The 14,083-nt window shown below is 71.1% G+C and carries 14 protein-coding genes; 6 read left to right on the forward strand and 8 right to left on the reverse strand.

What is annotated here, in order from left to right; all coding sequences use genetic code 11:
* Positions 1 to 86: 86 nt before the first annotated feature.
* Positions 87 to 758 carry a DUF4230 domain-containing protein gene (locus H4W80_RS44680; RefSeq protein WP_192790599.1) on the reverse strand — a complete coding sequence of 224 codons (672 nt, stop codon included), beginning with the start codon at positions 756 to 758 and terminating at the stop codon, positions 87 to 89.
* Positions 759 to 832: 74 nt separating this feature from the next.
* On the reverse strand, positions 833 to 2,206 hold the full coding sequence (locus H4W80_RS44685) for a hypothetical protein (RefSeq protein ID WP_192790600.1): 1,374 nt from the start codon (positions 2,204 to 2,206) through the stop codon (positions 833 to 835).
* 230 nt (positions 2,207 to 2,436) lie between these two features.
* Between H4W80_RS44685 and H4W80_RS44690 the strand changes: the two genes are divergently transcribed.
* From H4W80_RS44690 to H4W80_RS44705, 4 genes are read left to right on the forward strand one after another with little or no spacing between them, the layout of a single operon-like run.
* Positions 2,437 to 2,958, forward strand: a complete 522-nt coding sequence (locus H4W80_RS44690) for a MarR family transcriptional regulator (RefSeq protein WP_318787341.1) — start codon at positions 2,437 to 2,439, stop codon at positions 2,956 to 2,958.
* Between the two features lie 35 nt (positions 2,959 to 2,993).
* Positions 2,994 to 3,932 (forward strand): tetratricopeptide repeat protein, encoded by a 939-nt coding sequence (locus tag H4W80_RS44695; protein ID WP_192790601.1) that lies wholly within the window; start codon positions 2,994 to 2,996, stop codon positions 3,930 to 3,932.
* A gap of 9 nt (positions 3,933 to 3,941) precedes the next feature.
* Entirely contained in the window at positions 3,942 to 4,571 is a 630-nt protein-coding gene (locus H4W80_RS44700) for a cytidylate kinase-like family protein (RefSeq protein WP_192790602.1), read from the forward strand.
* 55 nt (positions 4,572 to 4,626) lie between these two features.
* Positions 4,627 to 6,036 carry an NAD-dependent malic enzyme gene (locus H4W80_RS44705; RefSeq protein ID WP_192790603.1) on the forward strand — a complete coding sequence of 470 codons (1,410 nt, stop codon included), beginning with the start codon at positions 4,627 to 4,629 and terminating at the stop codon, positions 6,034 to 6,036.
* Between the two features lie 933 nt (positions 6,037 to 6,969).
* Here H4W80_RS44705 and H4W80_RS44710 read toward each other — a convergent pair.
* Genes H4W80_RS44710 through H4W80_RS44725 form a run of 4 tightly spaced genes read right to left on the reverse strand, consistent with a single transcriptional unit; the run spans position 6,970 to position 11,341 of the window.
* The gene (locus H4W80_RS44710) at positions 6,970 to 7,449 is read right to left on the reverse strand and encodes a hypothetical protein (RefSeq protein WP_192790604.1); all 480 of its coding nucleotides are present in this window, start codon (positions 7,447 to 7,449) and stop codon (positions 6,970 to 6,972) included.
* A gap of 36 nt (positions 7,450 to 7,485) precedes the next feature.
* Complete coding sequence (locus H4W80_RS44715; RefSeq protein WP_225964000.1) at positions 7,486 to 9,042, reverse strand: glycerol-3-phosphate dehydrogenase/oxidase; 1,557 nt, start codon at positions 9,040 to 9,042, stop codon at positions 7,486 to 7,488.
* Positions 9,043 to 9,047: 5 nt separating this feature from the next.
* The gene (glpK, locus tag H4W80_RS44720) at positions 9,048 to 10,532 is read right to left on the reverse strand and encodes a glycerol kinase GlpK (protein ID WP_192790606.1); all 1,485 of its coding nucleotides are present in this window, start codon (positions 10,530 to 10,532) and stop codon (positions 9,048 to 9,050) included.
* Positions 10,533 to 10,588: 56 nt separating this feature from the next.
* Complete coding sequence (locus H4W80_RS44725; RefSeq protein WP_192790607.1) at positions 10,589 to 11,341, reverse strand: IclR family transcriptional regulator; 753 nt, start codon at positions 11,339 to 11,341, stop codon at positions 10,589 to 10,591.
* Positions 11,342 to 11,500: 159 nt separating this feature from the next.
* Here H4W80_RS44725 and H4W80_RS44730 point away from each other — a divergent pair, with 159 nt between their 5' ends.
* Positions 11,501 to 12,121, forward strand: a complete 621-nt coding sequence (locus tag H4W80_RS44730) for a TetR/AcrR family transcriptional regulator (protein ID WP_192790608.1) — start codon at positions 11,501 to 11,503, stop codon at positions 12,119 to 12,121.
* 1 nt (position 12,122) lies between these two features.
* On the opposite strand, the gene H4W80_RS44735 is transcribed toward H4W80_RS44730, so the two are convergent.
* Positions 12,123 to 12,611, reverse strand: a complete 489-nt coding sequence (locus H4W80_RS44735; RefSeq protein WP_192790609.1) for a hypothetical protein — start codon at positions 12,609 to 12,611, stop codon at positions 12,123 to 12,125.
* Between the two features lie 132 nt (positions 12,612 to 12,743).
* On the opposite strand from H4W80_RS44735, the gene H4W80_RS44740 reads away from it, so the two are divergent.
* Positions 12,744 to 13,322, forward strand: coding sequence for a YqgE/AlgH family protein (locus H4W80_RS44740; protein ID WP_192790610.1), 579 nt, complete (start codon positions 12,744 to 12,746; stop codon positions 13,320 to 13,322).
* Here H4W80_RS44740 and H4W80_RS44745 read toward each other — a convergent pair whose 3' ends face one another.
* Positions 13,323 to 13,931, reverse strand: a complete 609-nt coding sequence (locus H4W80_RS44745; protein ID WP_192790611.1) for a TetR family transcriptional regulator — start codon at positions 13,929 to 13,931, stop codon at positions 13,323 to 13,325.
* Between the last annotated feature and the right edge of the window lie 152 nt (positions 13,932 to 14,083).

Below are 14,083 nucleotides of genomic sequence, written 5' to 3' on the forward strand. Positions count from 1 at the left end.
GGCGGATGCCTTATCTCCGGACGTAAGGCCAGATAGGAAGGTACTTAGGCAGGCGCACCAGGCGGCTAAGGCGCCGTGAGCCGTCCCTAGGGCTCGTCCGTGAACTTCACCGTGACCTTCGTGAAGCCGAGCGACTTCAGCAGGCCGGTCATCATGGCCTTGGTGTTGGCGTCCGCCCTGGCGCGCAGGTCGCTCGCCACCGCCGCCTCCGTGATCTTCTTCTCCGCCAGCAGATAGAGCTCCCGCTGGTCCCCCGGCGACCCGGACAGGAAGTCCTGCACCCGGTCGAACAGCCCGCGCTGCTGCGCGAACACGTACGAGCGGCTGTTGTCCAGGTTGGGCTTCTCCAGCTGGGAGCGGGGCAGGCGCACGGTCGCCTGGGTGCGGTCCTGCGAGACCGTCACGGCGTCCCCGCCCAGGGCGGAGAAGTCGACGTACGCGTCCACCCCGCCCGCCCCGACGAACAGCGTGCGGGTGCCCTTGATCGCGTCGGGCAGGAAGTTGGCGTCCTTCTCCAGGTCCACGACCACCTGGAAGTTCCCCGTGGCGGCCTCGAAGCGGCTCATGTCCTTGATGGACTGCAGGAGCACCGGCTGGCTACGGTCGATGACCTGCTCGCCGAGCGGGTTGAGCCAGGTCCAGGCCAGGCGGCCGCCCACCACGAGCAGGACCGCCAGGACCAGGAAACCCGCCGCGTATCGCCACCAGCGGCGCCGCGCGGACGTCACCTCGCGCGGCGTCGTACGGGAAGTCGTCATGGGTGCATGACTACCCGCCGGGCGATCATCATTGCCAGCCGTTTGGTGACATATTCAGATCCATTGGCCGCCGCCTAGCTCAGACCGGCCATGGACGTGCTGGGGGCCGAGTTCGGGGTGCCTTCGCCCTCCGGGTAGACCGGGTAGACGTGGCTCGACTCCGGCGTCGGGCGGACCGGCGGCGCCTCCTGCACCCTCGCCGCGCCTCCGCCTCCGCCTCCGCCGCCGCCGAAGTACATGCTCGACAGCCCGCAGTTCTGGAAGTCGCTGTAGAACATCCGCAGCCACTCCCTGCGCTGGTGCTCGCTCAGCCACGAGAACCACGACGCCGCGTACTGGTGCTCGGGCAGCGGCCCGCCGGGCAGGGGCTCCCCGCGCAGCCACGCCATCACGATCTCCCGGTAACCGTCCGCGACCGTGCCGGGGCAGCGGGCGGCCAGGGACTCGATGTACTCGTACGCCGCCTCCTCCGCGAACCCCGCGGACAGGTCGGGCACGTGGATGGGCGCCAGGCCGTTCGAGGGCTTCAGCTCCTCCTCCAGCGGCCGCTGCTCCACCCGCGTGAACGCGGCGGGCGTCCCCGCCAGCCGGGAGGCGATCTGCGTGAACGCCGCCCCCAGCTCGGTCAGCCCCGCCCGCATCCCCGGGTGCACGCACACCGTGATCGGCCAGTCCTGGCAGCTGTAGGCGATGTCCACGGCCGCGGCCGGCTTCGGCTGGGCCAGCACCCGGGACACGCCCATGCCGGCCGCCAGCACGGACAGCAGCGCGCACGCCAGCACCAGCGCCTGCCTGGTGACCAGCGCCGCCCAGCCGAGCAGCAGCGCCGCCGTGATGCCGAGCAGCCAGATCGTCTGGTCGAAGAACGGCGCCCCGTTCAACCCCTGGAACAGGTCGTACGGCTCCCCGGTGCCGGGCGCCAGCTTGTCCGCCCAGCCCCGGTCGTCGGCCAGCCACGAGAACAATCCATAACAGGCCAACCCGGCCAGCGGCGGCGTGAACGCCTTGGGCACCACCCAGCCGGCCACCCAGCCGATCACCGAGTAGAGCGCCAGCCCCGCCATGCCCATGCCCAGGCCGGACAGGCTCAGCCGCCCCGACTGGTCGGTGAGCACCGTCTTGACCGCCAACACCAGCACCGTCGCACCGAACGAACCCAGCACCACCACCACGATCGCCAGCGGCGCCTTGAGCGCCCGCCACGTCGTGAGCGAGCGCCCGCGCAACGCCCTGCGCTTGCGCAACGCCACCCACGCCGCGAACGCGGCGGCCACCGGCCCGGTCATCCGCAACGAGCCGATGACCGCGGCCACGATGTTCTCCCACGCGTCCACGCCAGGTATCAGGACGTTCCACGCCGCCAGCAGCCCGAGCGCCAGGAGCACGGCCACCGTGACGGCCGCGCTCTGCTTCAGCTCCTCTCGTGAAACGCCCGCGTGCTCACGCACCCTTTTCCCCGTTGACCTTCATCAAGCACCCCCCGTGCCCCTCGGCAAGGCCGAAGCGAATGAGTCCGGCCTGTCCCCACAGGCCGATGGACTTGGCTTCTGCGTCACCATACGTAGGAGAACCATAACTGAGCGTGATGATTGACGTCCGGATTCTTGGTCAAGCGGGGAAGCCTGTCGCTCCAGGTCACCAGACGAACCGGGACGAGGGGCGCGCTACCGTATGCGCTGTGTCGCACCCGAAGCCGCTCAACCTGCCGTTCGACCCCATCGACCGGGCCGCGGAGAGCTGGCGTGCCCACTTCGGGCCCTCCTCCGCCATGGCCGCCGTGACCTCGATCATGAGGGCCCACCAGATCCTGCTGTCGCAGCTCGACTCGCTCCTGAAGCCGTACGACCTGACCTTCGCCCGGTACGAGGCGCTGGTCCTGCTGACGTTCAGCAAGACCGGCGCGCTCCCGCTGTCGAAGATCGGCGAACGGCTCATGGTCCACCCCACCAGCGTCACGAACACGGTGGACAGGCTGGAGAAGTCCGGGTTCGTCTGCCGGCTGCCCAACCCGCGGGACGGGCGCGGCGTGCTCGCCGAGATCACCAAGGCCGGCCGGGACGTCGTGGAGCGGGCCACCCGCGACCTGATGGGCGCCGAGTTCGGCCTCACCATGTACGCCGAGGACGAACTCGACCGGATGTTCACCCAGTTGCGCACCCTCCGGGTGGCGGCGGGCGACTTCCAAGAGGGCGGCGGGTGACTGCGCCGCCCCGGTGATGCGGCAAGATGAAGAGCATGGCGGACTTCTCTAGGCCCGGGTCGCTCTACGGAGCGATTGACCTGGGCGCGCGCAAGCAGGCCCTCGAGGCGCAGGCCCGGCGTGAGGCGGCGGGTCCCCAGGCGGCCGCGTCGGCCTCGATCGTGGACGTGACCGAGGAGACGTTCACGACCGAGGTCATCGACCGCTCGATGACCACGCCCGTGGTCCTCGACCTGTGGTCGCCGCGGGCGCCGGGCAGCGCCCAGCTCAGCCCGGTGCTGGAGAAGGTCGTCGGCGACCTCGGCGGCCGGGCCGTGCTGGCCAAGGTCAACGTCGACGCCAGCCCGCAGATCGCCCAGGCGCTGCGCGTGCAGGCCGTGCCGACCGTGCTGGCCATCTTCCAGGGGCAGGCCGTCACCGGCTTCCAGCAGGTGCTGCCCGAGCAGGAGGTGCGCCGCTGGCTCGACGAGCTGATGGGCGCGGTCGAGCAGTTCTACCAGGCCAACCCCGACGCCCGGCCCGCGGCGGCGCCCGGCGAGGAGGAGGCGCCCGCTGGGCCGCCCGCCGACCCCGACCTGGTGGCCGCCGAGCAGGCCATCGACAGCGGCGACCTCGACGCGGCCGCGGCGGCGTACGAGCGGCTGCTGGCCCGCGCGCCGGGCAACGAGGACGCCAAGATGGGCCTGGCCGGCGTCAGCCTCATCAAGCGCACCGAGAGCGCCGACCCCGCCGACGTCCAGCGGCGCCTGCAGGACCCCGCCGACATCGAGGCGCAGCTGCTCGCGGCCGACCTGGAGATGCTGTCCGGCTCGGTCGACGAGGCGTTCAGCCGCGTCATCGCCGTGGTCAAGCGCACCTCGGGAGACGAGCGCGACAAGGCCAGGCGCCACCTGCTCGGCCTGTTCGACGCGTTGCCGGCCGACGATCCTTCTTTGGCGAAAGCACGTAGAGCTTTGGCGAGCGCGCTGTTCTAACCTGGGTGTATGCGGGTCGTCACGATATCCGCGACCTACGGCACGGCCGGTAGCCAGATCGGCCCGGCCGTCGCGGAGCGCCTCGGCGTGCCCTTCGTCGACCGCGCCATCCCCAGCGCGGTCGCCCAGGAGCTGGGCTGCACGCTGGAGGAGGCGCTCGCCCACGACGACCGGGCCGAGCACGGCCTCGGGCGGCTGCTGTCGGGGGCGATGCGGCTGCCGACCGTCACGTTCGGCGGCGTCGACATGTACGTGCCCGGCGCGATGCCGCACGCGCCGGAGGAGTTCGTCCGCCGTACCGAACGCATGCTCAAGGACATGGCCCGCGACCAGGGCGGGGTGTTCCTCGGCCGGGCGGGGGCCGTGGTGCTGGCCGACCACCCCGGCGCGCTCCACGTCCGGCTCGACGCGCCGATCCAGCGCAGGATCCGGCAGACGGCCACGCTGGCGGGGATGAGCGAGCGCGAGGCCCGCCGGATCATCGAGGACAACGACCGCGCGCGGATGGCCTACGTACGGCACTTCTATCGGGCGGATCCGACGGATTCCTGTCAATATCATCTGGTCGTCGACAGCACCACAATCCCCGTTCCCACCTGCGTCGAGCTCATCGTCACAGCGGCCGAGGCACTGGATTGACCTGGCGCCCCCTATCATGGGGGAATTCTTGGTCAGTCCCGAAGGAGCGATTGACGTGGCGACCGTCCCGAGTGTGTCGTACTCCATCACCGTGCGTCTCGAGGTGCCGGCCGGCGGCAAGGCCGTCAGCCAGCTCACCCACGCCGTAGAGTCGGCCGGGGGCGTGGTCACGGCCCTCGACGTCACCAACGCGGGCCATGAGAAGCTCCGCATCGACGTGACCTGCGCGGCCAGGGACACCGACCACGCCCAGGCCATCGTCGACCAGCTCGAGGCGGTCGAGGGCGTCGTCATCCACAAGGTGTCCGACCGCACGTTCCTCATGCATCTCGGCGGCAAGATCGAGATGAAGTCCAAGGTGCCGCTGCGCAACCGCGACGAGCTGTCCATGGCCTACACCCCGGGTGTGGCGCGCGTGTCGATGGCCATCGCGCGCAACAAGGAGGACGCCCGGCGCCTGACCATCAAGCGCAACACCGTGGCCGTCGTCACCGACGGCTCGGCCGTGCTGGGCCTGGGCAACATCGGCCCCGAGGCCGCGCTGCCGGTCATGGAGGGCAAGGCGGCGCTGTTCAAGCGCTTCGCGGGCATCGACGCCTGGCCGATCTGCCTCGACACGCAGGACGTCGACGAGATCGTCCGCACGGTGCAGGTGATCGCGCCCGGGTTCGGCGGGATCAACCTGGAGGACATCGGCGCGCCGCGCTGCTTCGAGGTGGAGCGGCGGCTGCGCGAGCTGCTCGACATCCCGGTCTTCCACGACGACCAGCACGGCACGGCGATCTGCGTGCTCGCGGCGCTCACCAACGCGCTGCGGGTCGTCGACAAGGACATCGAGTCCGTCAAGATCACCATGGCGGGCGCGGGCGCGGCCGGCAACGCGGTGCTGCGCCTGCTGCTGGCCGCCGGCGCGCGCAACGTGGTCGTCTGCGACTACCTGGGCGCCGTCCACCGCGGGCGCGACGACCTCGACGAGTCGCTGCAGTGGATCGCCGACCACACCAACGCCGAGGGCTACTCGGGCGACCTGCGCGGAGCGGTCAAGGACGCCGACGTCTTCGTCGGCGTCTCGGCGCCGGGCATCCTGACGGGCGACGACATCGCGACGATGGCCAAGGACGCGGTGGTGTTCGCGCTGGCCAACCCGGAGCCCGAGGTGTCGCCGGACGACGCGCGCGAGCACGCGGCCGTGGTGGCCACGGGGCGCTCCGACTACCCCAACCAGATCAACAACGTGCTGGCCTTCCCGGGCGTCTTCCGGGGGCTGCTGGACGCGCAGGCCAACGGGGTGACGCAGGAGATGCTGCTGGCCGCGGCCGGCGCCCTCGCCGCCGTCGTCACGCCGGAGGAGCTGGGGCCCAACTACATCATCCCCAGCGTCTTCCACCCGGACGTGGCGGGGGCCGTTGCTGCCGCGGTGCGCGAGTCGGCGGGGGGCCGTGCGAGAGGCTTCACCGAGGCATAAACATCGTTATTTACGGCAGAGCACGGGTGGCGCCAACCGCCGCCCGTGGCGTGAGAAGCGTCGCTTTTTACGGCAGAGCACGGGCGGCACCAACCGCCGCCCGTGGCTGGGGGCCTCCAGGGGGACGGCCGCTGACCCGCACGTGGCCGGCCGCCGTTACGGCGATCCTTTGACCGGCTCCGTGGCACCTGCCCGTCCCGCCGTGCCCGTCCCGCCGTGCGCGTCGCGCCGGGCTCTACTGCGCTCCCGTCCCGCCGTGCGTGTCGCGGCGGGCTCGACCGTGCGCCAGCCTCGCCGTCCGCGTGGTGTTGGCCTCCATGGCGAGCCCGTCTCGCTGTCCGCGTCGCGGCAGGCTCCCACGGCGCGCCCGTCCTGCCGCCCGCACTGCGCCGCGTTCCGCTGCGCCCCGTCCCGCCGTGCGCGTTGCGCCGGACCCCGCCGCACGGCTGCTCGCCGCACCGGCGCTCGCGGGGTGCTGGCTGTTGTCGGCGGCTGCGACGTGGGTGGCTGGTGGGCGTCATAGGGCTCGTGAGGCGAGCAGCGGCGGCTCGGTCCAGTGGTGGCGCCCGTGCGGTGGTTGCGCCCGTGCCCGTTCGGTGGCCTGCCCGTCCGATGGTGGCGCCCGTCTGACGGTGGCGCCCGTTCGGTGCCCCGCTCGTCTGGCGGTGGCGCTCGTCTGGCGATGGCGCCTGTCCGGTGGCCCGCTCGTCTGGCGGTGGCGCCTGTCCGGTGGCCTGCCCGTTTGGCGGTGGCGCCTGTCCGGTGGCCTGCCCGTTTGGCGGTGGCGCCTGTCCGGTGGGCCGCTCGTCTGGTGGTGGCGCCTGTCCGGTGGCCTGCCCGTTTGGCGGTGGCGTCCGTGCGGTGGTCCGCCCGTCCGATGGCTCGCTCGTCCGGTGGATTGTCCGGTTTGAGGGGTGGTTGGTCGGTGAGGTGTTAGGCGGGTTGGGTGGTTATGGCTGGGATGAGGTGGTAGCTCTCCTGGAAGACGAGGTTGTGCGCGTCGCCGGCGGCGATCGCGCGTAGCGTGTCGAGCTGGGCCTCGGCGTCCGCCGGGGCGAAGACGTTCAGCGGCCAGTCCCCGACCGTGTTGCCCCGCAGGTGCGGGTGGTGGAAGTCGCAGCCGTAGTGGGCGACGATCGCGATCGGCTGGTTGTGGGTGGCGCGCTGTTCCGGCCAGGTCAGCGACCACATCGCGTTGAGCCCGCCCTCGCGCGACCGGGTGACCCCGCTGGCCACCACCTCGCCGGTGCCGAGCAGCAGATCGGTGTTGATCTCGTCGAGGGCTCTGCGTGCCACCGGGTCGAGCAGTTCGGCCGCCGTGGCGAAAACGTGTTCCTTGTCCTCCCGCGTGACGGCCCCTCCGTGGTCGCCGTCACGCAGGTCGCGGAAGTGCCTGAGCAGGGCTTCGTTCATCGGAGTGCACATGTCTACCCCCTGCCCAGATCCGGGTCAGGTGAGCAGGGCGGCGATGCGGTCGCGTACGTCGGGCGTGTCGAGCCCGCGTACCGTCAGCGTCGTGCGGCGGCGTACGACGTCGTCCACCGTGGCCGCCCACTCGCGGTCGCGCGCGTAGACCGCCTGGGCCCAGATGTCGGGGCCGTCCGGGTGGATGCGCTCGCCGAGGGCCGGGTTGTCGCGGATGAGCCGGGCCAGGTCGAACGCGATCGACCCGTAGTGCGTGGCCAGGTGCCTGGCCACCAGCGGGTCCATGCGCGCGCCCGGGTCGCGGTCGGTCCACAGCCGCAGGGCCACCGCGTCGGGGCTGGCCAGCCCCGGCAGGGGCACGGCGGGCAGGATGTCGGCCAGGTCGTCGCCCAGGGGCCGGCCGGGCAGGTGGGCGAGCGTGTCGAGGACGTGCCTGCCGATGTGGCGGTAGGTGGTCCACTTGCCGCCCGCCACCGAGAGCATGCCGCCCGCCCCCCGGGTCACCACGGTCTCCCGCTTGGCGGCCGTCACCTGCCCTGGGCCGCCGGGCAGGACGCGCAGCCCGGCGAAGGCGTAGGTGATGTCCTCGCGCCTGAGCTGGGTGTCGCGTACGGCGTGACCGGCCTCGTCGAGGATCTGCGAGATGTCGGCCTCGGTGGCGCGCACCCCGCCCGGATCGCCCTCGTACGCCTCGTCCGTGGTGCCGAGCAGCAGGTGGTCCTCCCACGGGATGGCGAACGACACCCGGTACTTGTCGATCGGCGTGGTCAGGGCCGCCTTCCACGGTTCGTGGCGGCGCAGCACCAGGTGGGCGCCCTTGGACAGCCGGATGCTGGGCGCGGCGTCCGGGGCCTCCATACGCCGCAGGTGGTCCACCCAGGGCCCGGTGGCGTTCAGGACGAGCCGGGCGGAGACCCCGAACTCGGCCCCGTCCAGCCGGTCGCGCAGGTCGGCCCCTGTGACCGTGCCGCCCGTCTTGCGCAGCCCGACGACCTCGGCGTGGTTGAGCACGACCGCGCCCGCGTCCACGGCGGCCCGTACGGTCATGACCGCGACGCGGCTGTCGTTCATCTGGTGGTCGCCGTAGACGGCGGCGGCTCGCAGCCCCTCGGTACGCAGCGCGGGCACCTTGGCCAGCGCCTGGTGGGGCGTGATCACCTTGCCCATGCCGTCGCCGAACACCGACAGCGCCGAGTACAGGAACACCCCCGCGCCCAGCTTGGCCGCCCCGTGCGGCCCGCCCTTGTAGATCGGCACCAGGAACGTCAGCGGCTTGACCAGGTGCGGCGCGATGTCGGCGGCCAGGGCGCGGCGCTCGCGGTGGTTCTCGGCGACCAGCCGGACGTTGCCGGTCTGCAGGTAACGCAGACCCCCGTGGACCAGCTTGGAGGAGGCGCTGGAGGTCGCGCCGGCGAAGTCGCCCGCGTCCACCATCGCCACCCGCAGCCCGGCCTGCGCGGCCATCCAGGTCACGGAGGTGCCGAGGATGCCGCCGCCGATCACGAGCAGGTCGTAGGCGGTGCGCGAGAGCTCCTCACGGGTCTGCGCGCGGTCGGCGGCGGTCGTCGTCGTCATTGCCATGCTCCCTAGTGATCGACCTGCTGCTCGACCCAGTCGAGGGTCCGGGCCACGGCCTTCTTCCAATTGCGGTATTCGTGCTCGCGCGCGGCCTCGTCGATGGCCGGGCGCCACTCGGCGGCCTTGTGCCAGTTGGCGCGCAGGCTGTCGAGGTCGGGCCAGTAGCCGGTCGCCAGCCCGGCGGCGTAGGCGGCGCCCAGGGCGGTCGTCTCGGCCACCATGGGCCGGATCACCGGCACCGCCAGCACGTCGGCGAGGGTCTGCATGAGCAGGTTGTTCGCGGTCATGCCGCCGTCGGCGCGCAGCGTGGTCAGGTCGAGCCCGGAGTCGGCGTTCATCGCGTCGACCACCTCGCGGGTCTGCCACGCCGTGGCCTCCAGCACGGCCCGCGCGATGTGCCCCTTGGTGACGAACCCGGTCAGCCCCGCGATCACGCCGCGCGCGTCCGAGCGCCAGTGCGGCGCGAACAGCCCCGAGAAGGCCGGTACGAAGTAGCAGCCGCCGTTGTCGTCGACCGTCCTGGCCAGCGTCTCGATCTCGGCCGCGCTGGAGATCAGGCCCAGGTTGTCACGCAGCCACTGCACCAGCGACCCGGTGACCGCGATCGCGCCCTCCAGCGCGTAGGTGGCCGGGCCGTCGCCGATCTGGTAGCCGACCGTGGTCAGCAGGCCGTGCTTGGAGACGACGGGCTCGTGGCCGGTGTTCATCAGCAGGAAGCTGCCGGAGCCGTAGGTGCTCTTGGTCTCTCCGGGCGCGAAGCACGTCTGGCCGAACAGCGCCGCCTGCTGGTCGCCGAGCGCCGAGGCGACGGGGACGCCCGCCGCGGTGCGGCCGTAGACCTCGGCGGACGGGCGGATCTCCGGCAGCATCGCGCGGGGCACGCCCAGCGCGTCGAGCAGCTCGTCGTCCCAGGCCAGCGTGTGGATGTTCATCAGCATCGTACGGCTGGCGTTGGTCACGTCGGTGACGTGGCGGCCGGTGAGGTTCCACAGCAGCCAGCTGTCCATCGTGCCGAACAGCACCTCGCCGCGCTCGGCCCGCTCCCGCAGCCCGTGGGCGTCCAGCAGCCAGCGGATCTTCGGCCCGGAGAAGTACGTCGCCAGCGGCAGCCCCGCCTTCTCCTTGAACAGCCCCTCGTGCTCGGCCAGCGACCGGGTCAGCTGGTCCGTGCGGGTGTCCTGCCAGACGATCGCGGGGCAGACGGGCCGGCCCGTCGCCCGCTCCCACAGCACGGTGGTCTCGCGCTGGTTGGTGATGCCCAGCGCGGCGATCTGGCCGTCCTCGATGCCGGCGCCGCTGACGGCCTCGGCCAGCACGCCCTGCACGGCCTGCCAGATCTCGGCCGCGTCGTGCTCGACCCAGCCGGGCTTGGGGAAGATCTGGCGGTGCTCGCGCTGGGCGACGGAGATGATGTTGCCGGCCTGGTCGAAGACGATGCAGCGGCTGGAGGTGGTGCCCTGGTCGATGGCTGCGACGTATTGAGGTCGAGGCACGGGGCTCCTCGCTTGGTTCCGGTTCGGCAATGCCGAACGAATGCTATTTCGTGGTCTTAGGGATGTTCAAGTGAGCGGGTGATCGCGCGGGCGGCGTCCCGTACGTACGAGACGAACTCCATGTGCAGGGTGCCGTCGGGAGCCAGCCGCTCGAGGGCTCCGCGGATGCCGATGGCGCCCACCACCAGGCCGCGCGGGTCCTTGATGGGCGCGGCGACGGCCACCTCGCCCTCGGTGAGCTCCTCCGTCTCGGCGGCCCAGCCCCGCGTCCTGACCAGGTCGAGCTCCTTCTCCAGCGCCGCGGGGTCGACGATCGTGTGCTTCGTGTACGGCTGCAGCGGCGGCTCGGGCGGCTCGCCGTACGGGTCGTGGGCGAGCAGGACCTTGCCGAGCGCGCTGGCGTGGGTCGGCAGATACGTGCCCACCTGGAGCGTCTGCATGCTGTCATCGGGCCGGAACACGTGGTGGATCACCAGCACGTGGCCCTCGTGGAGGGTGCCGATCCAGGCGCTCTCCCTGCTGCGCCCCGCGAGGGCGTCGGCCCAGTTGATGGCGCGGGTGCGCAGCTCGTTGACGTCGAGATAGCTGCTGCCCAGATGGAGCAGCGTGGCGCCGAGCCGGTATTTCCCGCTCGCCGGGTCCTGCTCGACGAACCCGACGTGGACCAGCGTGCGCAGGATGCCGTGCAGCGTGCCCTTGGGCAGGCCCAGCGCCCTGGCCAGCTCGGCCACCCCGAGCTGGCGCGGCCCCGAGGCGAGCAGCCTCAGGATCGCGGCCGCCCGCTCGACCGACTGAATCGTCTCTCCCACAGCCCGCACACTAGCGCAGATTCGTTCGGTATTGCCGAACGGCTAATGGGATGGAACCGATCTTCGGATGGTTGCGTCCAGGAGGTGGGGGAAATGCGCCGTCAATCCTTAATGGGATGACAGTTCCGTTAAAATGGAACGTTGCGACAAGGAGCATAGATGGACCAACCTTCCCGTTCGGCGGGAACCGTGCGGCCAGGGGGCCGCACGGCGCGGGTGCGCGCGGCCGTCATGGAGGCCACGCAGGACGAGCTGGTCGAGCACGGCTTCCATGGCCTGACCATGGACCAGGTGGCGGCCAGGGCGGGTGTCGGCAAGACCACGGTCTACCGGCGGTGGGGGAGCAGGGCCGGCCTGGTCACCGATCTCATGACCGAGCTGGCCAACCAGTCCACGCCCCATGCCGACACGGGTGGCGTCGAGGCCGACCTACGGGCCAACGCGCTGTCCGTCCTGGGAGCGATCAACGACGGCCGGCTCGGTGCCACGTTCCAGGCGGTGATCGCCGCCGCCACGAGCGACGAGCAGGCCGCCGGCGCGCTGCGCGCCTTCTACCTGCGCAGGATCGCGGAGTGGGCCAACGTCGTGGACCTGGCCGTCAAGCGGGGCGAGCTGCCCGCGGGCACCGACGGCGCGGAGGTGATCCGCGCGATCTCCGCCCCGCTCTACTACCGGCTGGTGGTCACCAGGGAGCCGGTGACCGACAAGGACGCGGAGCGGTCCGTGACGCGCACGCTGGCCGCGGCCAGGGCCGGCGCGTTCGTCGTGGAGGAGCCCTAGCTCACGGGGTCGAACGCGGCCAGATGGACCCGTACCACCACAGGATGCCGCCCACCACGATCAGGCCGCCCGCCGTCGCCAGCTTCCCCATGAGGTCGGCGGGCGGGCCGGTGAAGGGCAGGTTGTCCAGGTGGTGGCCCCACGGGCAGTCGTTCTTGACGCGGGAGGAGTCGACGAGCGTGTTGCGCTGCGAGTCGGCCAGCGAGTACGCCTCCACGTCCGCGGTGCTGCCCTTGGGCACCGGCACCTGCTTGACGATCGTCTTGTGCGCCGGGATGGAGCCGTTCGCCACGCTGACCCCGTCGGCCTGGACGTCGAAGCGGGCGGCCTGCTCCGTCAGGTTGTGCAGGGTGACGTGCGCGCGCCCCGAACGGCAGTGCACGTCGTCCACCGTCATCGTGAACGGGTCGTCGTGATCCTCGTGCCAGGGCCACGCCTGCGCGCTCTGGGGGAAAAGCAGGACCGCGCACACCGGGAGTGCGGCCAGCACGAGACGTGTCCTGATATGCATGAGCTCCCCCCACCGAGTGATCTTTGCTACAGAAGGTGCCCAAGTGGGCACGAAAAGTAACATCGACGGACTGGGGGAGCGCGAGCCTCGCGAAGCCTTCATGATGGAGGTATGGCGGAAGCGATCTACGTCGGCGGTTTGTTGGTGGCGACGCCGCTTCTCGACGACCCCAACTTCCGGCGTAGCGTCGTGCTGATCCTCGAACACGACCACGACGGCGGCACCCTGGGAGTGGTGCTCAACCGGCCGAGCGACATCTCCGTGACCCAGGTGCTGCCGGTGTGGGACCCGCTGGTGACCGGGCCCTCCGTGCTCTTCGAGGGCGGGCCCGTGCAGACGGACAGCGCGCTCGCGCTGGCGGCGGTCCCCAGCGGCGAGGAGCCGCTCGGCTGGCGCAGGCTGCACGCGGGCACCCCGGCCGTCTCCAGGCTCGGGACGGTGGACCTGGACGCGCCGCCCGAGATCCTGCAGGGGGAGATCGCCCAGATGCGCATCTTCGCGGGGTACGCCGGCTGGTCGTCGGGCCAGCTGGAGAGCGAGATCGCCGAAGGCGCCTGGTACGTGGTCGACTCGGAGGTCGGCGACACCTTCCACGCCGATCCCCGCGCGCTCTGGCGGCACGTGCTGCGGCGGCAGCCCGGCGAGCTGGCCTTCGTGGCGACCTGCCCGGACGACCCGACGATGAACTGACTAGCGGTCCCAGCCCGGCCGCAGCGAGCGCTCGGCCAGCTCGATGGTCTCCGCCATCCGCTGCGTGATCTCCGGCAGGCCGCTGTCGCGCCGCGGGCACTCGAAGCCGACGCGCAGGGTGCAGGCGGCGAACGCCACGATCAGGGGCGTGAGCATGTCCTCGTCGGGGTCCACGCCCCTGCGTGCGGCGATCACCTCGATGAGGCGGCGCTCGGTCGCCGCGCCCCTGGCCACCGACATGCCCACCAGCCTCGGGTGGTCCTCCATGAGCCGCCGCAGCTTCAGGAACCTCGCCCTGTCCTCGGGCGTTGAACCCTCCAGGTCGCCCACGACCGCGCGCATGGCGGACATGAGCGCCGTGAAGGGCGACTCATCCTCCGGGCGGGACGCGAGCGTCTCGAGCATGATCTCCTCGCCGTGCTCGTGGTGCCACAGCGCCAGGTGGTCCTTGCTGTTGAAGTAGCGGAAGAAGGTGCGCGGCGAGATCTCGACCGCCCCCGCGATCTGCTCGACCGTGGTCGACTCGTATCCTTGTTCGAGGAACAGGTCGAGCGCGGCGTCGAGGATCGCCAGGCGCGTCTTCTCCTTCTTGCGTTCCCGTAGACCCACAGCCGTCACTCCCTCGCAACCTTTCTGTCACAGTGTGCCATAAGTCATAGGACGACGAATAAAACTCGTTTGTCATTAGTCAGCGACTGTCATAGATTACCTGAGGCTTACGAGATCTATGCCCCGGTGTGGGGCGGTTTGTGTACTTAGGG

The organism is Nonomuraea angiospora (assembly GCF_014873145.1).
Lineage (GTDB): Bacteria > Actinomycetota > Actinomycetes > Streptosporangiales > Streptosporangiaceae > Nonomuraea > Nonomuraea angiospora.